Annotated in this window: 18 protein-coding genes; 17 read left to right on the forward strand and 1 reads right to left on the reverse strand. The window is 67.1% G+C overall.

Annotated elements, in window-relative coordinates:
- Positions 1 to 11: 11 nt before the first annotated feature.
- The 16 genes from rsmH to lpxC all read left to right on the forward strand — a co-directional run bounded on the left by rsmH (position 12) and on the right by lpxC (position 18,858).
- Entirely contained in the window at positions 12 to 962 is a 951-nt protein-coding gene (rsmH, locus tag AC3AP7_RS00940; RefSeq protein WP_475766524.1) for a 16S rRNA (cytosine(1402)-N(4))-methyltransferase RsmH, read from the forward strand.
- The gene (gene ftsL, locus AC3AP7_RS00945) at positions 959 to 1,297 is read left to right on the forward strand and encodes a cell division protein FtsL (RefSeq protein WP_475766522.1); all 339 of its coding nucleotides are present in this window, start codon (positions 959 to 961) and stop codon (positions 1,295 to 1,297) included. Before rsmH ends, ftsL begins: the two co-directional genes overlap by 4 nt.
- On the forward strand, positions 1,294 to 3,165 hold the full coding sequence (locus AC3AP7_RS00950) for a peptidoglycan D,D-transpeptidase FtsI family protein (protein WP_475766520.1): 1,872 nt from the start codon (positions 1,294 to 1,296) through the stop codon (positions 3,163 to 3,165). The genes ftsL and AC3AP7_RS00950 overlap by 4 nt, the downstream gene beginning before the upstream one ends.
- Positions 3,162 to 4,706, forward strand: a complete 1,545-nt coding sequence (locus AC3AP7_RS00955) for a UDP-N-acetylmuramoyl-L-alanyl-D-glutamate--2,6-diaminopimelate ligase (RefSeq protein WP_475766518.1) — start codon at positions 3,162 to 3,164, stop codon at positions 4,704 to 4,706. Before AC3AP7_RS00950 ends, AC3AP7_RS00955 begins: the two co-directional genes overlap by 4 nt.
- Positions 4,703 to 6,121 (forward strand): UDP-N-acetylmuramoyl-tripeptide--D-alanyl-D-alanine ligase, encoded by a 1,419-nt coding sequence (locus AC3AP7_RS00960; protein ID WP_475766516.1) that lies wholly within the window; start codon positions 4,703 to 4,705, stop codon positions 6,119 to 6,121. Before AC3AP7_RS00955 ends, AC3AP7_RS00960 begins: the two co-directional genes overlap by 4 nt.
- Before the next feature lie 18 nt (positions 6,122 to 6,139).
- Complete coding sequence (gene mraY, locus AC3AP7_RS00965) at positions 6,140 to 7,309, forward strand: phospho-N-acetylmuramoyl-pentapeptide-transferase (protein WP_475766514.1); 1,170 nt, start codon at positions 6,140 to 6,142, stop codon at positions 7,307 to 7,309.
- Positions 7,310 to 7,333: 24 nt separating this feature from the next.
- Positions 7,334 to 8,845 (forward strand): UDP-N-acetylmuramoyl-L-alanine--D-glutamate ligase, encoded by a 1,512-nt coding sequence (gene murD, locus AC3AP7_RS00970; RefSeq protein WP_475766513.1) that lies wholly within the window; start codon positions 7,334 to 7,336, stop codon positions 8,843 to 8,845.
- The gene (ftsW, locus tag AC3AP7_RS00975; protein ID WP_475766511.1) at positions 8,842 to 10,104 is read left to right on the forward strand and encodes a putative lipid II flippase FtsW; all 1,263 of its coding nucleotides are present in this window, start codon (positions 8,842 to 8,844) and stop codon (positions 10,102 to 10,104) included. Before murD ends, ftsW begins: the two co-directional genes overlap by 4 nt.
- Positions 10,101 to 11,210, forward strand: a complete 1,110-nt coding sequence (murG, locus tag AC3AP7_RS00980) for an undecaprenyldiphospho-muramoylpentapeptide beta-N-acetylglucosaminyltransferase (protein WP_475766509.1) — start codon at positions 10,101 to 10,103, stop codon at positions 11,208 to 11,210. Before ftsW ends, murG begins: the two co-directional genes overlap by 4 nt.
- Positions 11,207 to 12,598: a UDP-N-acetylmuramate--L-alanine ligase gene (murC, locus tag AC3AP7_RS00985; RefSeq protein ID WP_475766506.1), complete on the forward strand. Its 1,392-nt coding sequence runs from the start codon at positions 11,207 to 11,209 to the stop codon at positions 12,596 to 12,598. Before murG ends, murC begins: the two co-directional genes overlap by 4 nt.
- 1 nt (position 12,599) lies before the next feature.
- Positions 12,600 to 13,541, forward strand: coding sequence for a D-alanine--D-alanine ligase (locus AC3AP7_RS00990; RefSeq protein WP_475766504.1), 942 nt, complete (start codon positions 12,600 to 12,602; stop codon positions 13,539 to 13,541).
- A gap of 10 nt (positions 13,542 to 13,551) precedes the next feature.
- Positions 13,552 to 14,307 (forward strand): cell division protein FtsQ/DivIB, encoded by a 756-nt coding sequence (locus AC3AP7_RS00995; protein WP_475766502.1) that lies wholly within the window; start codon positions 13,552 to 13,554, stop codon positions 14,305 to 14,307.
- A 24-nt stretch (positions 14,308 to 14,331) separates the two neighbouring features.
- Complete coding sequence (gene ftsA / locus AC3AP7_RS01000) at positions 14,332 to 15,564, forward strand: cell division protein FtsA (RefSeq protein WP_475766500.1); 1,233 nt, start codon at positions 14,332 to 14,334, stop codon at positions 15,562 to 15,564.
- Positions 15,565 to 15,699: 135 nt separating this feature from the next.
- Positions 15,700 to 16,896: a cell division protein FtsZ gene (ftsZ, locus tag AC3AP7_RS01005; protein WP_475766498.1), complete on the forward strand. Its 1,197-nt coding sequence runs from the start codon at positions 15,700 to 15,702 to the stop codon at positions 16,894 to 16,896.
- Between the two features lie 275 nt (positions 16,897 to 17,171).
- Positions 17,172 to 17,681 (forward strand): peroxiredoxin, encoded by a 510-nt coding sequence (locus AC3AP7_RS01010; RefSeq protein WP_475766495.1) that lies wholly within the window; start codon positions 17,172 to 17,174, stop codon positions 17,679 to 17,681.
- Positions 17,682 to 17,940: 259 nt separating this feature from the next.
- Complete coding sequence (gene lpxC, locus AC3AP7_RS01015) at positions 17,941 to 18,858, forward strand: UDP-3-O-acyl-N-acetylglucosamine deacetylase (RefSeq protein ID WP_475766493.1); 918 nt, start codon at positions 17,941 to 17,943, stop codon at positions 18,856 to 18,858.
- A 60-nt stretch (positions 18,859 to 18,918) separates the two neighbouring features.
- Here lpxC and AC3AP7_RS01020 read toward each other — a convergent pair whose 3' ends face one another.
- Positions 18,919 to 19,404: a DciA family protein gene (locus AC3AP7_RS01020; RefSeq protein WP_475766491.1), complete on the reverse strand. Its 486-nt coding sequence runs from the start codon at positions 19,402 to 19,404 to the stop codon at positions 18,919 to 18,921.
- Between the two features lie 265 nt (positions 19,405 to 19,669).
- On the opposite strand from AC3AP7_RS01020, the gene secA reads away from it, so the two are divergent.
- Entirely contained in the window at positions 19,670 to 22,471 is a 2,802-nt protein-coding gene (gene secA, locus AC3AP7_RS01025) for a preprotein translocase subunit SecA (protein ID WP_475766489.1), read from the forward strand.
- The last annotated feature ends 77 nt before the right edge of the window (positions 22,472 to 22,548 follow it).

Here is a 22,548-nt window from a genome sequence, read left to right on the forward strand (position 1 = left end):
GGGCATCTGCGATGGGAAACGGGTTGCAGCATCGCACGGTGCTGCTGGACGAGGCGGTTGACGCACTGGTGACGCGACCGGACGGTATCTATATAGACGGTACGTTCGGGCGCGGCGGTCACAGCCGCGCGGTGCTGGGCAAGCTGGGCAAGCTGGGCGAAGCGGGGCGGCTGATCGCGTTCGACAAGGATCCGCTGGCGATCGCCGAGGCCGGGACGATCGCGGACAGGCGCTTCGAAATCGTCCATGAGAGTTTTGCATCTCTGCGCGACGCGCTTGCGGCGCGCGGGATAGGGCGTGTGTCGGGTGTATTGCTGGATCTGGGCGTGTCGTCGCCGCAGATCGACGATCCGCAGCGGGGTTTCAGTTTTCGCGCGGACGGCCCGCTCGACATGCGGATGGATCCGACGCGCGGCGAGTCCGCGGCTCAATGGCTCGCGCGGGCGACGGTGCAGGAACTGACGGAGGTGATACGAGATTATGGGGAAGAACGGTTTGCTTTTCAGATTGCAAAGGCGCTTGTTGCTCGCCGGGCAGAGTCCGACCGTCTTGGGCCTCTCGTCAGCACGGGCGAGCTTGCCCAAATCGTGGCTCACGTCGTCAAGACCCGTGAGAAGGGCAAGGATCCGGCAACCCGCACCTTTCAGGCTATACGGATTTACGTCAATCAAGAGCTTGCGGAGCTGCAAGTCGTTCTAGAAGCAGCATTGTCGTTGCTGGAGCAAGGGGGGCGGCTGGTGGTCATCAGCTTTCATTCGCTCGAGGACCGGATCGTCAAGCGATTCATGCAGGCGCACGCGAGTGCGCCTGCGCTCGATCGTCGTCTGCCGATCCGTGCCGTCGACCTGCCCGGCGCCCCGCTGAAGATCGTCGGCCGCGTGTTCGCGGGCGACGCCGAAGTGGCCGCGAACCCCCGCGCCCGCTCTGCTGTGATGCGGGTGGCGGAGCGTATCGCGCCATGAGCCGCCTGAATATCTTCCTGCTGATCGTCGTGCTGGGTTGCGCATTGTCTGTCGTCGACGCGACGAATCAGCAGCGCGAAATCTTCATCCAGTTGCAGCGGGCGCAGGCCGAAGAGCGGCAACTGCAGCAGGACTACTCGCAACTGCAGTATCAGCAAAGCGCCTTGTCCAAGACCTCGCGCATCGAGGAAATGGCGACCGACGACCTGAAAATGCGCCCCGTCGGCGCCGGCCGCACGCAATATCTGATGCTTGCGCCGGGCGCATCCGTTGCGACGGACGTCCCGGTGCCGACCTCCTCGCCGTCCGCCGACGGCCGCAAGGGGGCGCGATGAAGCAGTCGTCGAGCCGCAAGAGCGTGCCGTTCTCGTCGAACCCGATCCTGTCCGTGCGCCTGCCGATGTGGCGCTCGAAGCTCGTCGTGTTCATGGTGTTTCTTGCGTTTCTCGCGCTCGCCGCGCGCGCGTTCTGGATTCAGGGTCCGGGCAACGCGTTCTATCAGAAGCAGGGCGAGAGCCGCTATCTGCGCACGATCGAGTTGCCCGCCACGCGCGGCAAGATTCTCGACCGCAACGGGCTCGTGCTCGCCACGAGCCTGCCGGTGCGCGCGATCTGGGCGATTCCGGATGCCGTGCCGGACGATCTCGCCCCCGGCAAGCTGAGCGCGCTTGGCCAGTTGCTCGATCTGTCGGGCACGGAATTGCGCGCGAAGCTGTCGGAAGACCGCGATTTCGTCTACATCAAGCGTCAGGTGCCGCTCGACGTCGCCGCGAAGGTGGCCGCGCTCGACATCCCCGGCATCTATCAGCGCGAGGAGTACAAGCGGTTCTACCCCGAGGGCGAAATCGCCGCGCATCTGGTCGGCTTCACGAACATCGAGGACGAGGGCCAGGACGGCGTCGAGCTGAGCGAGCAGAAAGTGCTCGCGGGCGTACCCGGCATCCGCCGCGTGATCAAGGACCGGATGGGGCACATCGTCGAGGATGTCGACGAACGGGTCGTGCCGCACAATGGCCAGGACGTGACGCTGTCGATCGACAGCAAGATCCAGTACATCGCGTATTCCAACCTGAAGGCCGCAGTCGAGAAGTTCAAGGCGACCGACGGCAGCGCGATCGTGATCGACGTGCGGACCGGCGAAGTGCTCGCGCTCGTCAATTACCCCACGTTCAATCCGAACGACCGCTCGCACCTGACCGGCGCGCAGTTGCGCAATCGCGTGCTCACCGACGAGTTCGAACCTGGCTCGATCATGAAGCCCTTCACGATCTCGCTCGCGCTCGATCTGCACCGTGTGACGCCGACTACACTGGTGGATACGGGCAACGGCCGGTTCACGCTCGACGGCGCGACGATCACCGACGACAGCGCGTTCGGCGTGCTGACCGTGGCCGGCGTGATCCAGAAGTCGAGCAACATCGGCGCGACCAAGATCGCGATGACGCTCAAGCCCGAAGAAATGTGGAACATGTACACGAGCATCGGTCTCGGCCAGGCGCCGAAGGTCGGCTTTCCGGGCGCGACCGCCGGCCATCTGCGGCCGTGGCGAAGCTGGCGCCGCATCGAGCAGGCGACGATGTCGTACGGCTACGGGCTGTCCGTGTCGCTGTTCCAGCTGGCGCGCGCGTATACCGCCATCGCGCATGACGGCCAGTTGCTGCCGGTGACCATTTTCCACACGCCGGGCGATCCGCCCGCGACCGGTCCGCAGATCTTCTCGCCCGTCACCGCCCGCGAAGTGCGCGCGATGCTCGAAAGCGTGGTGACGCCGCAAGGCACGTCGCCCGAGGCGGCCGTGCCCGGCTATCGCGTCGGCGGCAAGAGCGGCACCGCCTACAAGCACGGACCGCACGGCTACGACCACTCGAAGTACCGTGCGTCGTTCGTCGGCATGGCGCCGATGCCGAATCCGCGCATCGTCGTCGCGGTGTCGGTCGACAATCCGACCACGGGCGGCCACTTCGGCGGGCAGGTGTCCGGGCCGGTGTTTTCCGGCATCGTCGGCGATACGCTGCGCGCGCTGAACATTCCGCCGAACATGCCCGTGAAGCCGATGGTCGTCTCCGACGACACCGGCGCTTCCGCGCCGGCGGCCACCAGGGCGCTGCCGCCGCCGGAGGTGCACCGCCTGCCCACCCACAGCGCCGCGCGGCGCATGGCGGTCGCCGCCACGCGGGCCGACCCGCCACGGGTGGAACGATGAGTGCGCTCCGTTTGCAGCATCCGGCGCGCGAACAGATCGCCGACACCCTTGCCTGGCTGCATGCCCACGTGCAGCCAGGCGCGCATCTGCACGCCGACACACGCGCGCTGAACGCCGGCGACGTGTTTCTCGCTTACGCGGTCGAGGGTGCCGACAATCGGCCGTTCATCGATAGCGCGATCGAGCGCGGCGCGGCCGCCGTCCTGTTCCAGCCCGAGCATTTCTCCGGCGCGGTCGATCCGTCCTGCTCGCGTGCGGTGCCCGCGCTGGACGTGCTGGCCGGCGACATCGCGAGCGGCTGGTACGGCGACCCGAGCGACGCGCTGTGCGCGATCGGCGTGACCGGCACCAACGGCAAGACCTCGTGCAGCCAGTGGATCGCGACGGCGCTCAGCGCGCTCGGCACGCGCTGCGCGATCATCGGCACGCTCGGCAGCGGGATGCCCGGCCAGCTCGTGCACACCGGCTTCACGACACCGGATGCGCCGCAATTGCAGCGCAGCCTCGCGCAACTGCGCGCGGCCGGCGCGCGCGCGGTCGCGATGGAAGTGTCGTCGCACGCGCTGCATCAGGGGCGCGTGAACGGTGTCGCGTTCGACATCGCCGTGTTCACGAATCTCACGCAGGATCATCTCGACTATCACCGCACGTTCGCCGCGTACGAAGCCGCGAAGGCGCGGCTCTTCGCGTGGCCCGGTTTGCGCCACGCGGTGATCAACGCCGACGACGCGGCCGGCCGCCGCCTGCTCGCGAGCACCCGCGGGCACGCGCGTACGATGGCCTATGGGCTCGACGATGCCGCGGCCGGCGCCGACGCCGACGCGTGGCTGCGCGCGTCGCAGGTTCGGGCGACCGCGACCGGCACCGCGTTCCGGCTCGACACGTCCAGCTGGGGCAGTGCGGAGGTCGAGGTTCAGACCCTCGGTGCGTTCAACGTCAGCAATCTGCTTGGCGTGCTCGGCGCGCTGCTGTCGGCCGACGTGCCGTTTGCCGCGGCGCTGTCCGAACTCGCGAAGCTGGAACCGGTCAATGGGCGCATGCAGCGGTTGGGCGGACGGTTGCAGAACGACGAGCCGCTCGTCGTGATCGACTATGCGCACACCCCGGATGCGCTCGAAAAGACCCTCGAGGCGCTGCGTCCGATGGCCGTCGCGCGCGGCGGCCAGTTGCTGTGCATGTTCGGCTGCGGCGGCGATCGCGATGCGACCAAGCGGCCTTTGATGGGCGCGATCGCGCAGCGGCTCGCCGACGGCGTGATCGTCACGAGCGACAACCCGCGCAGCGAGGAGCCGCAGCAGATCATCGACCAGATCGTCGCCGGCATGCCGGACGTGTCGAAGACGCGGCGCATCGAAGACCGCGCGAGCGCGATTTTGCAGGCCATTCGCGGCGCGGCGCGCGAAGACGTGATCGTGCTCGCCGGCAAGGGCCACGAAGCCACACAGGAAATCATGGGCAAGAAGCGCGCTTTCTCCGATCAGGATCACGCCCGTCTCGCGCTTGCCGCACGGGCCACGCAGGTTCGCGGAGGTGGCGAATGACGATGTTGACGCTGCATGAAGCGGCCGCGCTGATTCCGGGCGCCACCGTGCTCGGCGACGGCGCCGCCGCGTTTTCCCGCGTGTGGACCGACAGCCGGAGCGTCGCGCGCGGCGACCTGTTCGTCGCGCTCAAGGGCGAGCGCTTCGATGCGCACGACTTCCTGCCGGACGTTGCCGCCCGTGGCGCGGCAGCCGTGCTCGCGGCGCGCGTGCCGGCCGGCTGGTCCGCGCCGACGCTGCGGGTCGACGACACGCGCGCCGCGCTCGGCGCGCTCGCGCGCGGCTGGCGCCGCCGTTTCGGCATGCCGCTCGTCGCGGTCACCGGCAGCAACGGCAAGACGACCGTCAAGGAGATGATCGCGTCGATCTTCGCCGTTGCGGCCGGCGCGGAGCAGCGCCTCGCGACCGCGGGCAACCTCAACAACGACATCGGTCTGCCGCTCACCCTGCTGCGTCTGGGCGCGCAGCACCGGCTGGCCGTGGTCGAGCTCGGGATGAACCATCCGGGCGAAACCGCGGTGCTTGCGAAGATCGCCGAACCGACCGTCGCGGTGGTGAACAACGCGCAGCGCGAGCATCAGGAATTCATGGCGACCGTCGAGGCGGTGGCGCTCGAACATGCGAGCGTGATTCATGCGCTGCCGCCTGACGGCGTTGCCGTGTTTCCCGCCGACGACGCGTACGCGAGCATCTGGCGAGTCGCGGCCACTGGCAATCCGGTGCTCGACTTCGCGCTTGCGCGCGCAGACGGCACGCCGGCCGTTCAGGCGGCCGTCACCGGCCGCTTCGACGGCCGCACGCTCGCCATCGACACGCCGCGCGGTCAGCTCGACGTCACGCTGCAGGTGCTCGGCGAGCACAACGCCCGCAACGCGCTCGCGGCGAGTGCCGCGGCGCTCGCCGCCGGCGTGCCGCTCGACGCGATCCGGCGCGGTCTTGAAGCGTTCGGCGCGGTGAAGGGGCGGCTGCAGGTCAAGCGTGCCGTGCTGGGCGCGCTGGCCGGCGCAACCGTGATCGACGATACCTACAACGCGAATCCCGATTCGATGCGCGCGGCGATCGACGTGCTCGCGGGGCAGCCGGCGCCGCGCGTGCTGGTGATGGGCGACATGGGCGAGGTCGGCGATCACGGGCCCGCGTTTCATCGCGAGATCGGCGCGTACGCAAAGGAGCGCGGCATCGACGCGCTCTACGCGCTCGGCGACGCATCGCGCGATGCCTGCGCCGCGTACGGCGCCGGCGCGCATCATTGCGCCGACACCGCGGCGCTGCTCGCGCAGCTTTGCGGCGCCGGTTACGGCGCCGCTGCAACGTTTCTGGTGAAAGGCTCGCGCTTCATGCAGATGGAGCGCGTGGTGGACGCCGTCACAAGTCCACAACCCACTGCGCCGGGCGCTGCGTCCGGCGTGCATTGAACAGAGAAGGAACCCGGCATGCTCCTGGCGCTCGCGCAATGGCTGCAGAATGACGCAAGCTTCCTGCGCGTAATCAGTTATCTGACTTTTCGGGCGGTCGCCGCGTCGATCACCGCGCTGCTGATCGGTCTCGTCTGCGGCCCGGCGGTGATCCGCAAGCTGACGGCGATGAAGGTCGGCCAGGCCGTTCGCACCGACGGCCCGCAGACGCACCTCGTCAAATCCGGCACGCCCACGATGGGCGGTGTGCTGATCCTGCTCGCCATCGCGGTGTCGACGCTGCTGTGGGCCGATCTGACCAACCGCTTCATCTGGATCGTGATGCTCGTCACGTTCGGTTTCGGCGTGATCGGCTGGGTCGACGACTACCGCAAGGTCGTCTACAAGGATCCGCGCGGCATGTCGTCGCGCGAGAAGTATTTCTGGCAATCGGTGATCGGCCTGTTCGCCGCCGTCTACCTCGCGTTCAGCGTATCCGAGGCGAGCAACGTGCGCGTGTTCGACCTGTTCATGGCCTGGGTGCGCAGCGGCCTGTCGATGGGGCTGCCCGCGAAGGCCGACCTGTTGCTGCCGTTCCTGAAGTCGGTCAGCTATCCGCTCGGCGTGTGGGGCTTCATCGTCCTCACGTATCTGGTGATCGTCGGCGCGAGCAACGCGGTCAACCTGACGGACGGTCTCGACGGCCTCGTGATCATGCCGGTCGTGCTGGTCGGCGCGTCGCTCGGCGTGTTCGCGTACGTGATGGGCAGCTCGGTCTATTCGAAATACCTGCTGTTTCCGCATATTCCCGGTGCGGGCGAGCTGCTGATTTTCTGCTCCGCGATGGGCGGGGCCGGGCTCGCCTTTCTCTGGTACAACACGCACCCCGCGCAGATGTTCATGGGCGACGTCGGCGCGCTCGCGCTCGGCGGCGCGCTCGGCACGATCGCGGTGATCGTGCGCCAGGAGATCGTGCTGTTCATCATGGGCGGCATCTTCGTCGCGGAAACCGTCTCCGTGATGCTGCAGGTGAGCTACTTCAAGTTCACGAGGCGCCGCTATGGCGAAGGGCGGCGTCTGTTCAAGATGGCGCCGCTGCATCACCACTTCGAATTGTCCGGCTGGAAGGAGACGCAGGTCGTCGTGCGTTTCTGGATCATCACGTTGATGCTGTGTCTGTTCGGTTTGTCCACGCTCAAGTTGCGTTAAGCAGATAAAGAAAGGAAGCAGGCGATGTTTGGCGAGAAGTTTCGGGATCGGCCTCGGCCGACGGTGCTCGTGCTGGGACTCGGCGAATCGGGTCTCGCGATGGCGCGCTGGTGCGCGCGGCACGGTTGCCGCCTGCGCGTGGCGGACACCCGCGAGGTGCCGCCGAACCTGCCCGCCCTGGCCGCGCACCGCATCGACGCCGAATTCGTCGGCGGGCCGTTTTCGCCGGCGCTGCTCGAAGGAATCGAGCTGGTTGCGATCAGCCCGGGACTGTCGCCGCTCGCGTCGGATCTCGTGCCGCTGATCGCCGCGGCGCGCGAGCGCGACATCCCGGTGTGGGGCGAGCTCGAATTCTTCGCGCAGGCGTTGCGCGCGCTCGGCGAGAGCGGCTACGCGCCCAGGGTGCTGGCGATCACCGGCACCAACGGCAAGACCACCACCACGAGCCTGACCGGCCTGCTGTGCGAGCGCGCGGGCAAAAAGGTCGCGGTTGCCGGAAACATCAGCCCGGCCGCGCTCGACAAGCTAAGCGAGGCGATCGACCATGCCGCGCTGCCTGACATCTGGGTGCTCGAACTGTCGAGCTTCCAGCTCGAAATGGCGCATACGTTTGCGCCCGATGCCGCCGCGGTGCTGAACATCACGCAGGATCATCTCGACTGGCACGGCGGGCTCGACGCCTATGCCGCGGCGAAGGGGCGCATCTTCGGGCCGGACACGGCGCGCGTGCTCAACCGCGACGACGCGCGCGTCATGGCGCTCGCCAGCGCGGCCGGCGCGGCGCCGGTCGTCACCTTCGGGGTGAACGAGCCGGCGCGCCCGGGCGACTACGGTCTGCTGCACGAGACCGGCATCGTCTGGCTGGCGGAGGCGCACGATCGCGACGCGGTCGACGAGCCGGTGCCGGCCCGGCGCCGCCGCAGCGAAAGCGCCGCCGCGCCGAATCTCGCGTTCAGGCGTCTGATGCCGGCCGACGCGCTGCGCATCCGAGGCCTGCACAACGCGGCGAACGCGCTCGCGGCCTACGCGCTCGCGCGCGCGATCGGCCTGCCCGGCGCGCCGCTGCTGCACGGGTTGCGCGAATATCGCGGCGAGCCGCATCGGGTCGAACTGATCGCGTCGATCGACGGGGTCGACTACGTCGATGACAGCAAGGGCACCAACGTCGGCGCGACCGTCGCGGCGCTCGACGGGCTTGCGCAGCGCGCGGTGCTGATCGCCGGCGGCGACGGCAAGGGCCAGTCGTTCGAGCCGCTCGCCGCGCCGGTCGCGCGCTGGTGCCGCGCGGTGATGCTGATCGGCCGCGACGCGCCGCTGCTGCGCGCCGCGCTGGCCGACGCGGATGTGCCCGTCACCGGTCACGCGAGTCTCGAAGATGCGACGCGCGCGGCGGCCGCGCTCGCGCAGCCGGGCGACGCGGTGCTGCTCTCGCCGGCATGCGCGAGTTTCGACATGTTCAAGGGCTACGCGCATCGCGCCGCGGTGTTTCGCGGCGCGGTCGAGGACATCGCGGCCGAACGGGGGACCATGATATGAACAAGCCGGATCGTTTCGGTGCGGGTCTGTCGGGACAGCGCGGCGCGGTCGGCGGTTCGGGCGTCGGACGGGCGGCGCGCGGCCTCGCGAGCGCGGTCAACGGCGTGCGGCCGCTGCGCTCGCGCATGCTCGATTACGACCACGCGCTGCTGTGGGTGGTGATCGCGCTGCTCGGCTTCGGGGTCGTGATGGTGTATTCGGCTTCGATTGCGATGCCCGATTCGCCGAAATACGCGTCGTATCACAACTACGCGTTCCTCGTGCGCCAGATGATTTACGTGCTGCTCGGCGGCGCGATCGGCGCAATCGCGTTCCGCATCCCCGTGTCGATGTGGGACAAATACGCACCGAAGCTCTTCATCCTCACGTTGCTCACGCTCGTGGTCGTGCTGATTCCGCACATCGGCAAGGGGGTGAACGGGGCGCGCCGCTGGATTCCGCTCGGCATGACGAACATGCAGCCGTCGGAGATCATGAAGCTCGCGGTGACGATCTATGCGGCGAATTACACGGTGCGCAAGCAGGAGTACATGCACAGCTTCGCGAAAGGCTTTTTGCCGATGGCGTTCGCGGTGGGAGTGGTCGGCGCGCTGCTGCTGCTCGAACCCGACATGGGCGCGTTCATGGTGATCGCCGCGATCGCGATGGGGGTGCTCTTTCTCGGCGGCGTGAACGGCAAGCTGTTCGGCGGCCTCGTTGCCACGGCGATCGCCACCTTCAGCGTCCTCGTGTGGGCGTCGCCCTGGCGCCGCGCGCGGATCTTCGCGTACCTCGACCCGTGGGACCAGCGCTACGCGCAGGGCGCCGCCTATCAGCTCACGCACTCGCTGATCGCATTCGGGCGTGGCGAGTGGTTCGGCGTCGGCCTCGGCGGCAGCGTCGAGAAGCTCAACTATCTGCCCGAAGCGCATACCGACTTCATCCTCGCAGTGATCGGCGAGGAGTTCGGCTTCGTTGGCGTGCTGATCATCATCCTGCTGTTTTACTGGATCGTGCGGCGCGCGTTCGAGATCGGCCGCCAGGCGCTCGCGCTCGACCGGACCTTCGCCGGGCTGATGGCCAAGGGCATCGGCCTGTGGTTCGGCGCGCAGGCGTTCATCAACATGGGGGTGAACCTGGGCCTGCTGCCGACCAAGGGGCTGACGCTGCCGCTCGTCAGCTACGGCGGCTCCGGGATCCTGCTGAACTGTCTGGCGATCGCGGTGCTGCTGCGGGTCGATTACGAAAACCGCGTGCTGATGCGCGGAGGGAAAGTATGACCCGCGCGCAACCCCATACGCTGATGGTGATGGCCGGCGGCACCGGGGGACACGTGTTCCCGGGCCTCGCGGTCGCGCATCTGATGCAGACGTGGGGCTGGAATGTCGTGTGGCTCGGCAATCCGTCCGGGATGGAGGCGTCGCTCGTGCCGAAGCACGGCATCCCGATGGAGTACGTGCGCTTTGGCGGGCTGCGCGGCAAGGGCATGAAAACGCGTCTGCTGCTGCCGCTGAACCTGCTGCGCGCGTGCGCGCAGAGCCTCGCGGTGCTGCGCCGGGTCAAGCCCGACGTCGTGCTCGGCATGGGCGGCTACATCACGTTCCCGGCCGGGCTGATGACGGCGTTGAGCGGCCGTCCGCTGGTGCTGCACGAACAGAACTCGATCGCCGGGCTCGCGAACCGCGTGCTCGCGAAGGTTGCGCGGCGCGTACTGGTCGCGTTTCCGGACGCGCTGCCGCACGCGGAGTGGACCGGTAATCCGATTCGCGCGGAACTTGCGTGCGCATTGCCACCCAAAGCACGCTACGCACAACGCAGCGGCAAGCTGAATGTGCTGGTGGTCGGCGGCAGTCTCGGGGCGTCGGCGCTCAACGAGGTGGTGCCGCGCGCGCTCGCGCTGCTCAAGCCGCAGGAGCGTCCGCGCATCGTGCATCAGGCCGGCGCGAAGCACATCGACGCGCTAAAAGCGAACTACGCGCAAGCGGGTCTCGAAAGCGGCGATGACGTGCAGCTCGTGCCGTTCATCGACGACATGACGAGCGCGTATGCGAACGCCGATCTCGTCATCTGCCGCTCCGGCGCGATGACGGTGGCGGAGATTGCGGCGGTCGGCGTCGCGGCGTTCTTCGTGCCGTTCCCGTATGCGGTCGACGATCACCAGACCACCAACGCAGCGTTTCTCGCCGGCCACGGCGCGGCGCTGCTCGTACAACAGCGCGATCTGACGGCGGACGGTCTCGCCGCCTGGTTGCGCGGCCAGACCCGCGAGCGTCTCGCGGAGATGGCGGAGCGCTCGCGCTCGCTCGCGAAGCCCGACGCCGCCGAACAGGTCGCGCGGATCTGTGCCGTCGTGGCCGGCGCGGACGCGCAAGGAAGTCAATCATGAAACACATCGTCAAACATATTCACTTCGTCGGCATCGGCGGAGCCGGGATGAGCGGGATCGCCGAGGTGCTGGTCAACCTCGGCTACCAGGTGAGCGGATCGGATCTCGCGAAAAACGCGGTGACCGACCGCCTCGCGGCGCTCGGCGCGCGCGTTGCGATCGGCCACGATGCCGCCCATATCGAGGGCGCGAACGCGGTTGTCGTGTCGACGGCCGTGCGCAGCGACAACCCCGAGGTGCTCGCCGCACGCCAGCGGCACATTCCGATCGTGCCGCGCGCGGTGATGCTCGCCGAGCTGATGCGGCTGAAGCAGGGCATCGCGATCGCCGGCACACACGGCAAGACCACGACCACGTCGCTGGTCGCGAGCGTGCTGGCCGCGGGCGGGCTCGATCCGACCTTCGTGATCGGCGGGCGGCTGAACAGCGCGGGCGCGAATGCGCGCCTCGGCACCGGCGACTTCATCGTCGCGGAAGCGGACGAATCGGACGCGTCGTTCCTGAACCTGTTTCCGGTGATCGAGGTCATCACGAACATCGACGCCGACCACATGGACACCTATGGGCACGACTTCGCGCGGCTCAAGCAGGCGTTCATCGAGTTCACGCACCGGCTGCCGTTTTACGGCATCGCGGTGCTGTGCGTCGACGATCCGCACGTGAAGGAGATCCTGCCGTTCGTGTCGAAGCCGATCATCCGCTACGGCTTCGCGCAGGACGCGCAGGTGCGCGCGGTCAACGTCGTCGCGCGCGACGGCCGGATGTACTTCACCGCGCTGCGCGAGGACAGCACGCCGCTCGACGTCGTGCTGAACCTGCCCGGCACGCACAACGTGCAGAACGCGCTGGCGGCGATCGCGATCGCGACTGAACTTGAAGTGAAAGATGCCGATATCCAGCGAGCGCTGCTCGAATTCAACGGCGTCGGGCGGCGCTTTCAGCGCTACGGCGAGGTGCCGGTCGCGGCGGGCGGCAGCTACACGCTGGTGGACGACTATGGCCATCACCCGGTCGAGATGGCCGCGACGATCGCCGCCGCCCGCGGCGCATTTCCGGGTCGGCGGCTCGTGCTCGCGTTCCAGCCGCACCGCTACACGCGCACGCGCGACTGCTTCGAGGATTTCGTGAAGGTGCTGTCGACGGTCGACGCGCTCGTGCTGACCGAGGTCTATGCGGCCGGCGAGGCGCCGATCGTCGCGGCCGACGGCCGTGCGCTCTCTCGCGCGCTGCGGGTGGCCGGCAAGGTGGAGCCGGTGTTCGTCGAGACGGTGGATGAAGTGCCGGACGCGCTCGCGGCAGCGGTACGCGACGGCGATGTGGTGATCACGATGGGGGCGGGGTCGATCGGCACGGTGCCGGGGCGCCTCGCTCAGGAAACAAAGGTGTGACATGAGCGGTTTCGATCCCAGACAGTTCGGCAAGGTAGCGGTGTTGCTCGGCGGCGAGTCCGCGGAGCGCGCCGTGTCGCTCAACTCCGGGCGCCTCGTGCTGCAGGGGCTGCGCGAGGCCGGCATCGACGCGCATCCGTTCGACCCCGCCGAGCGGCCGCTCGCGGCGTTGAAAGAAGAGGGCTTCGTGCGCGCGTTCAATGCCCTGCACGGCGGCTATGGCGAGAACGGCCAGATCCAGGGTGCGCTCGATTTCTACGGCATCCGCTACACCGGCAGCGGCGTGCTCGGGTCCGCGCTCGGTCTCGACAAGTTCCGCACGAAGCTCGTGTGGCAACAGCTCGGCGTGCCGACGCCGCCGTTCGAAACCGTGCTGCGCGGCGACGACTACGCGGCGCGCGCGAGCGAGATCGTCGCGAAGCTCGGGTTGCCGCTGTTCGTGAAGCCGGCGAGCGAAGGGTCGAGCGTCGCGGTGATCAAGGTGAAAGAGGCCGCCGCGTTGCCGGCCGCGCTCGCGGAGGCGGCGAAGTTCGACCGCATCGTGCTTGCCGAGAAGAGCATCGAGGGCGGCGGCGAATACACCGCGTGCATCGCCGGCGAGCTCGACCTGCCGCTGATCCGCATCGTGCCCGCCGGCGAGTTCTACGACTATCACGCGAAGTACGAGGCCGACGACACGCAGTACCTGATTCCGTGCGGCGTCGCGCCGGCCGAGGAAGCGCGCCTGAAGGCGCTCGCGCGCCGCGCGTTCGAGGTGCTCGGCTGCACGGACTGGGGCCGCGCGGACTTCATGCTGGATGCGCAGGGCAACCCGTATTTCCTCGAAGTGAACACCGCGCCGGGCATGACCGATCACTCGCTGCCGCCGAAGGCGGCCCGGGCGGTGGGCATCAGCTACAAGGACCTCGTAGTGAGCGTGCTTGCGCTCTCGCTGAAGGATTGACGTCATCGCCATGTGGAACAACGTTCGCCAGCTCAATCTCGCCACCAGCGCGCTGCACGCATTGCTCGTGCTCGTGCTGCTGGCGGCCGGCGGGCTGTGGCTGATCCAGCGGCCGAACTTCTCGCTGCGCGAGATCCTGATCGAGGGCGACACGGACCATATCAACGCGCCGACGGTGCGGGCGAACGTCGTCGGGCACCTGAAGGGCAATTTCTTCACGGTGGATCTCGATACGGCTCGCCAGGCCTTCGAACAGATGCCGTGGGTGCGCCGCGCGAGCGTGCGGCGCGTGTGGCCCAACGCGCTCGCGGTCTCGCTCGACGAGTACCGGCCGCTCGGCACCTGGGGCAGCGACCAGCTGGTCAGCGTGGACGGCGAGCTGTTCACCGCGAACCAGGGCGAGCTGGAGCAGAGCCTGCCCGCCTTCGACGGCCCCGACGGCACCGCGCAGGAAGTGGTGGAGCGCTACCGCGACTTCATCAAGTGGTTTGCGCCGATCGGCGCGACGCCGCAGGAAGTGACGCTGTCGCCGCGCTACGCGTGGACGGTGAAGCTGTCGAACGGGATGCAGGTGGAGCTGGGCCGCGAGCGCAATGCACAGACGCTGTACGACCGCGTGCACCGTCTGACCGAGGCCTGGGGCGCGGTGACGCAACGCTGGGGGAAGGACATCGAGTACGTGGACTTGCGCTATCCGAACGGTTTTGCGATTCGGGCGGCGGGCATGCGCTTCATCACCGACCCCGACAAGGGCAAGAAGTCATGAAACATCACTCGCAATGAGCACGCTATGAGTAAAGACTATAAGGATCTGCTGGTCGCCCTCGACATCGGGACGTCGAAGGTCGTGGCCGTCGTCGCGGAGCTGAAGGGCGAAGGCCACTACGAGGTGATCGGCCTCGGCCAGAGCGAATCGAAGGGGCTCAAGAAAGGCGTGGTGGTGAACATCGAGGCCACCGTGCAGTCGATCCAGCGCGCGCTCGAAGAAGCCGAGCTGATGGCCGACTGCAAGATCACGAACGTATTCACCGGGATCGCCGGCAGCCATATCCGCAGCTTCAATTCGAGCGGGATGGTCGCGATCAAGGAGAAGGAGGTGACCCAGGCCGATGTCGCGCGCGTGATCGAAACGGCCAAGGCGATCAATATCCCGACCGATCAGCAGGTGCTGCACATCCTCACGCAGGAATTCATCATCGACGGTCAGGAGGACGTGCGCGAGCCGATCGGCATGAGCGGCATTCGCCTCGAGGTGAAGGTGCACATCGTCACCGGCGCGGTGAGCGCGGCACAGAACATCGTCAAGTGCGTGCGCCGCTGCGGGCTCGAAGTGAACGACCTGATCCTGCAGCCGCTCGCGTCGTCGCTCGCGGTGCTCACCGAGGACGAGAAGGAACTCGGCGTGGTGCTGGTCGACATCGGCGGCGGCACGACCGACATCGCGATCTTCAGCGAAGGCGCAATCCGCCACACCGCGGTGATCCCGATCGCGGGCGACCAGATCACCAGCGACATCGCGATGGCGCTGCGCACGCCGACGCCGGACGCGGAAGACATCAAGGTCGATTACGGGATCGCGAAGCAGGCGCTCGCCGATCCGGACGAAATGATCGAAGTGCCGGGGCTCGGCGAGCGCGGGCCGCGCACGCTGTCGCGCCAGGCGCTTGCGGCGGTGGTCGAGCCGCGCGTCGAGGAGCTGTTTTCGCTCGTGCAGCAGGTGGTGCGCGAGTCGGGTTACGAGGAGCTGCTGAGCTCAGGCGTGGTGCTCACCGGCGGCGCGTCGATGATGCCCGGCATGGTCGAGCTCGGCGAGGACATCTTCCTGAAGCCGGTGCGCATCGGCGTGCCCGAGTACGCGGGCGGTCTCGCGGACGTGGTGCGCAATCCGCGTTTTTCGACGGCGATGGGGCTGCTGGTGGAAGGGCGTTCGCAGCGCATGCGCGGCCGCAAGGTCGCGGTGCAATCCGGTTCGATGGGGCAGGTTTTCACGCGCATGAAGGACTGGTTCCTCGGCAATTTCTGAGGACCGTGCGGCATGTGACGGAGCAGGTGACGAAATTCGCGCTGGTGCCGGCGGCTGGCGCGCGACAGGCGGTTGCCCGATCGTCTGCCGAATAACGGCCGAGTGGCAGCACTTTTTCATCTTGACGGAGGCAATATGGAATTCCAGATGCTGGAAACCGAAACCAACGGCACCATCATCAAGGTGGTTGGGGTCGGCGGCGCTGGCGGCAATGCCGTGCAGCACATGATCAACAAGGGTGTGCAGGGCGTTGATTTCATCGTCATGAACACCGACGCGCAGGCGCTGTCGCGCTCGCGCGCAAACCAGGTGATCCAGCTCGGCAACACGGGCCTGGGCGCGGGCGCGAAGCCGGAAATGGGCCGCGCGGCCGCGGAAGAGGCACGCGAGCGCATCGCCGACGGGCTGCGCGGCGCGCACATGGTGTTCATCACCGCCGGCATGGGCGGCGGCACCGGCACCGGCGCGGCACCCGTGGTCGCGCAGATCGCGAAGGAAATGGGCATTCTGACCGTGGGCGTCGTCAGCAAGCCGTTCGAGTTCGAAGGCGGCAAGCGGATGCGCGTGGCGGAAGCCGGCTCGCAGCAACTGGAGGATCACGTCGACTCGCTGATCGTCGTGCTGAACGACAAGCTGTTCGAGGTGATGGGCGATGACGCCGAGATGGACAAGTGCTTCCAGTGCGCAGACGACGTCCTGAACAATGCCGTTGCCGGGATCGCGGAAATCATCAACGTCGACGGTCTGGTGAACGTCGACTTCGAAGACGTGAAGACGGTGATGGGCGAGCAGGGCAAGGCGATGATGGGCACGGCGACCGTGGCCGGCGTCGACCGCGCGCGGCTCGCTGCCGAGCAGGCGGTCGCGAGCCCGCTGCTCGAAGGCGTGGACCTGTCGGGGGCGCGCGGCGTGCTGGTGAACATCACGTCGAGCCGTTCGCTGCGTCTGTCGGAAACCCGCGAGGTGATGAACACGATCAAGAGCTACGCGGCGGAAGACGCAACGGTCATTTTCGGTGCGGTGTACGATGACGCGATGGGTGACGCGCTGCGCGTGACGGTCGTCGCAACCGGACTGGGCCGCACGGTGAAGAAGCAGCAGTCGGCACCCATGACGCTGCTGCGCACCGGCACGGACAACCAGCCGGTCGGCGCGGTGCAGCACGGCTACGGTGTCCAGCAGCATGCCACCACGGCGGACTACGGCGCGCTCGACACGCCGGCCGTGTGGCGTACGTCGCGCGACACCGCGGCGTCGCACGTGCAGGCGCTGCAGGAAAAGGGCGTCGACACGTACGACATCCCCGCGTTCCTGCGCAAGCAGGCCGACTGACGCGTCGGAGCAGCACCTTTCGCTGCAGCATGGCGAGTGCCGTGTGATGGCTGAAAGGCGCACGAGCGTGGCGGGTGGAACGACAACGCAGAGACCGCGTGTGACCGGATACGCGGCGAGGACAGGTGCCCCCTGCGAGCAGGCAGGAGGCGGGAACCGTCCGGACGCACGGCAGCCGGAAGCGATACCGGCTTCGGGCGGCGGGTTCTGTGGCGTTGGGCCATCGCGGCACGGCAGCGTGCGGGCACGCTCCGCATCGACGGGAAGGACTGAGCATGATCAAGGTGGGTGATACGCTGCCCGAAGCGCTTGTTTTCGAATTCGTCGAAGACGAGCGCGAGGGCTGCACGATCGGGCCGAACAGCTTCAGTGTGCGCGAGCAGACGGCGGGCAGGCGCGTGGTGATCTTCGGGTTGCCGGGCGCCTTCACGCCGACCTGTTCGGCCAGGCACGTGCCGGGTTATGTCGAATATGCCGGGCAGTTTCGCGCAGCCGGCATCGACGCGATCTGGTGCGTGTCCGTCAACGACGCGTTCGTGATGGGCGCGTGGGGACGCGACCAGCGCACCTCGGGCAAGGTGCGCATGGTGGCGGACGGAAGTGCAGCTTTCACGCGGGCGCTCGGTCTGGAACAGGACTTGTCTGCGCGCGGCATGGGAATCCGTTCCCAGCGCTACGCAATGGTGGTCGACGACGGCGTGGTCAAGGCGTTGCACGTCGAAGCACCGGGCAAGTTCGAAGTCAGCGATGCGCAAAGCATGCTTGCGACGTTGAATCCGTCCTGAAGGCACGCCTGCCCGGCTCCTGCACCGCGTTGTGCCGGGGCAACGGCAGGATGGCATTCATGTGACAAGCCGTAACGCGGGCCGGCAACCGGAAACGCCTCCGTTCCGGGCGTCGGCCCGCCATGCGTCGCGGGGCGGGTAATGCACCGAAACAGATTGATACGTGCATTGCAACATCGTGCCCCAGGGTAATGGAGTATACTGCGGGCTATGAGTTAAAAAGTCTCGATTGGGATTTTAAATCGAATAGAAGATCACCATGTTGAAGCAGCGCACCATCAAATCGATCGTCAAGACCGTCGGCATCGGCCTGCACTCGGGCCGCAAGGTCGAATTGACGCTTCGTCCGGCGGCCCCGGATACGGGCATCGTGTTCTCGCGCGTCGATCTGGCGCAGCCGGTGGATATTCCCGCGTCCGCGATGGCCATCGGCGATACCCGCCTCGCTTCGGTGCTGCAGAAGGACGGTGCGCGCGTATCGACGATCGAGCACCTGATGTCGGCATGCGCCGGCCTCGGCATCGACAACCTTTATGTCGACGTGACGGCCGAAGAAATCCCGATCATGGACGGCAGCGCGGCGTCGTTCGTGTTTCTGATCCAGTCGGCGGGTATCGAGGAGCAGAACGCGGCGAAGAAGTTCGTCAAGGTCACGAAGCCGGTCGAAATCCGCGAGGGCGACAAATTTGCACGCCTCGATCCGTTCTTCGGCTTCAAGCTGAAGTTCACGATCGACTTCCGCCATCCGGCGGTCGACAAGACCGGCCAGGCGCTCGAAGTGGATTTCGCGCAAACGTCATACGTGCGCGACATCGCGCGCGCGCGCACGTTCGGTTTCGCGCACGAAGTCGAGATGATGCGCGAACTCGGTCTCGCGCGCGGCGGCAGCATGGACAACGCCATCGTGCTCGACGAGTACCGCATCCTGAACAACGACGGGCTGCGCTACGACGACGAGTTCGTCAAGCACAAGATGCTCGACGCGATCGGCGACCTGTATGTGGTCGGCCATCCGCTGCTCGCGTCGTACACCGCGTACAAGTCGGGCCACGGTCTGAACAACGCGCTGCTGCGCGAGTTGCTGAGGCACGAGGACGCCTACGAAATCGTCACTTTCGACGACACGCAGAACGCGCCGCGCGGCTTCGCGTACGACACGCAGACTGCGTTCGCCTGAGCGTGCGGGCCGAGCAGGCGCCCCCGGCGTGATCCCATGTGAGCGGCCCTACCGGGCCGCTTATGCTTTCTGGCCGCCGGTGCGGCCGTGGCGCGCGGCCATCCGCGCAAGCGCCGCCTGCAGCGGCGACGCCGGCAGCGATTCGCTGAGCGTCTGCAGCGCGGCCGCGCCGGCGGGCGTCATGCGTGCGGTCTTGGGGCGCGGCGGTTCCTTCACCGGTTGCGGACGCACCCGGATCCTCAACCCCTCGATCGCCCAGCCACGTTGCTGCAACTCCGCCACCAGCCTGGGTTCGAGGTGCCGCAGCCGGGCCGCGAGCGCGTTGTGCGCCGCAAATAGTGTCAGAGTCCCTTCCTTGATGAACCCCGGTTCGACGCTCGCCGCGAGATAGTCGGGCAGCAGTTGGGCGAGATCCTGTCCGAGCGCGGCGATCTGCTCGACGCCGGCGCGCAGCGCAGCGAACGCGTCGGTGCGCCGCAGCACCTCGGCGACCGGTTGCGCGCTGGCGTGACGGGACGGCCTTGAAAAAGACGGGGAACGGCTCATGGACGAAGTCAGGGTGACGAGGGCGCAGCCGCGCTCTCCGGCCCCGATTGTACCGCGTCGCCCACGTGCCGCCTGCGTTTGCGGCGCCCGGTCCGGGTCGATTTCACGTCACTGCGGCGACACGGGCGCAGGCTGGGGCGCGTGCTAAAATGCACGATTCGAATTCACTCCTGGACTAAGCCGCCGAGGCACTCCGACCCCGGGCTGGCATGCGGGGCCACCGCATGTCGGAAACCCGCCGAAGCCGCGACGCTGAAACGATCCGATGACCACCGGTTTTCTACAGAAGATTTTTGGCAGCCGCAATCAGCGGCTCGTCAAGCAATATCAAAAGACCGTCGCGGCGATCAATGCGCTCGAGCCGCAGATCGAGCAATTGACGGATGACCAACTGCGCGACAAGACCGCCGAGTTTCGCCAGCGCGTCGCGAACGGCGAATCGCTCGACCGCCTGTTGCCCGAGGCGTTCGCCGTCTGTCGCGAGGCGAGCCGGCGGGTGCTGAAGATGCGGCACTTCGACGTCCAGCTGATCGGCGGGATGGTGCTGCACTACGGCAAGATCGCGGAAATGCGCACCGGCGAGGGCAAGACGCTGGTCGCGACGCTCGCCGCGTACCTGAACGCGCTGTCCGGGCGCGGCGTGCACGTGATCACCGTCAACGACTACCTCGCGCAGCGTGACGCCGAGTGGATGGGGCGCCTGTACAACTTCCTCGGGCTGTCGGTCGGCATCAATCTGTCGCAGATGGACCATGCGCTGAAGCAGCAGGCTTACGCGGCGGACATCACGTACGGCACCAACAACGAGTTCGGTTTCGACTACCTGCGCGACAACATGGTCTACGAGACCGAGGCGCGCGTGCAGCGGGCGCTCAATTTCGCGGTCGTCGACGAAGTGGACTCGATCCTGATCGACGAGGCGCGCACGCCGCTGATCATTTCCGGCCAGGCCGAAGATCACACCGAGCTGTACGTGCGGATGAACGCGCTGCCCCCGCTGCTGGAGCGCCAGATCGGCGAGGAGAAGGCGGATGGCACCGGCGTCGAAAAGCCGGGTGACTACACGCTGGACGAAAAAGGGCGCCAGGTTTTCCTCACCGAGTCGGGTCACGAAAAGGCCGAGCGCCTGCTTGCCGAATGGGGGCTGATCGGCGAGGGCGAGAGCCTGTACGCACCGCAGAACATCACGCTGATGCACCACGTGTATGCGGCGTTGCGCGCGCATACGCTGTTCTTCAAGGACCAGCACTACGTGGTGCAGAACGGCGAAGTAGTCATCGTCGACGAGTTCACCGGCCGTCTGATGGCCGGTCGCCGCTGGTCCGACGGCCTGCATCAGGCCGTCGAAGCGAAAGAGCACGTGAAAATCCAGAGCGAGAACCAGACGCTCGCGTCGATCACGTTCCAGAACTACTTCCGCATGTATGCGAAGCTGTCGGGCATGACCGGCACCGCTGACACTGAAGCGTACGAGTTCAACGAAATCTACGGGCTCGAAACGGTCGTGATTCCGACCAACCGCCCGCCGAAACGGATCGACAAGCAGGATCAGATCTACAAGACCGCCAAGGAGCGCTACGACGCGGTGATCCGCGACATTCGCGATTGCCACGAGCGCGGCCAGCCGGTGCTGGTCGGCACCACGTCGATCGAAAACTCCGAATTGCTGTCGCATCTGCTCACGCAGGCCAGCCTGCCGCACGAAGTGCTGAACGCGAAGCAGCACGCGCGCGAGGCGGAGATCGTCGCGGAAGCCGGCCGGCCGAAGCGCGTGACGATCGCAACGAACATGGCGGGCCGCGGCACCGACATCGTGCTCGGCGGCAACGCCGAAAAGCAGGCATCGATCATCGAGGCCGATCCGTCGGTGTCGGACGACGAGAAGCAGCGCCGCATCAAGCAACTGCACGACGAATGGCAGACGCTGCACGACCAGGTCAAGGCGGCGGGCGGCCTGCACATCATCGGCACCGAGCGGCACGAGTCCCGCCGGATCGACAACCAGTTGCGCGGGCGCGCCGGGCGCCAGGGCGACCCCGGGTCGTCGCGCTTCTACCTGTCGCTCGAAGATTCGCTGCTGCGCATCTTCGCCGGCGACCGCGTGCGCGCGATCATGGACCGTCTGAAGATGCCCGAGGGCGAAGCGATCGAGGCGGGCATCGTCACGCGCTCGATCGAATCGGCGCAGCGCAAGGTCGAAGCGCGCAACTTCGATATCCGCAAGCAATTGCTGGAATACGACGACGTCGCGAACGACCAGCGCAAGGTGATCTACCAGCAGCGTAACGAGCTGCTCGAAGCGCACGACATCACCGAGACGATCGGCGCGATGCGACACGGCGTGGTCACCGACATCGTTCACCAGTTCGTGCCCGCCGCCAGCATCGAAGAGCAGTGGAGCGTGCCGGAACTGGAGGAAGTGCTGCGCAACGAGTGGCAGCTCGATCTCGCGATCCAGGAAATGATCAACGAGTCGTCGTCGATCACCGTCGAGGACATCGTCGAGTCCGTGGTGGGCGCAGCCGACGAGGCGTACGAAGCCAAGGTGGAACTGGTCGGCCGCGAGCAGTTCAGCAACTTCGAGCGCTCGATCATGCTGCAGACGCTCGACCGCAGCTGGCGCGAGCACCTCGCCGCGCTCGACCATCTGCGCCAGGGCATCCACCTGCGCGGTTATGCGCAGCAGAACCCGAAGCAGGAGTACAAGCGCGAGGCGTTCGAACTGTTCGCGTCGATGCTCGAATCGGTCAAGCTCGAAGTAACGCGGATCGTGATGAACGTGCAGATCCAGTCGGCCGAACAGCTGGAGATGGCGGCGGAGGAATACGAGGAGCAGGGCAGTCACCTCGAAAACGTCGAGTTCCGCCATGCCGAATTTGCCGAAGCCGGTGCGCCGGCGGCCGCCGAGGCCGCCACGGCCGCGATGATCGGCGACGCAATGAGCCATGTCGGCGTGCGCGCCGGTTCGGAGCCGGGTGGCGACGCGGTGCCGAAGGTGGGCCGCAACGACCCGTGCCCGTGCGGCAGCGGCAAGAAGTACAAGCAGTGCCACGGCAAGATCGCCTAGGCGTAATGCAGGCGGCGCGCCGGGCGCGCCGCGTCGTTTCATCCAGCGCCGAGCTGGCGAGTTCCCGGCAGGGCGAC

The sequence above is a fragment of the Paraburkholderia sp. PAMB 6770 genome (assembly GCF_057748135.1).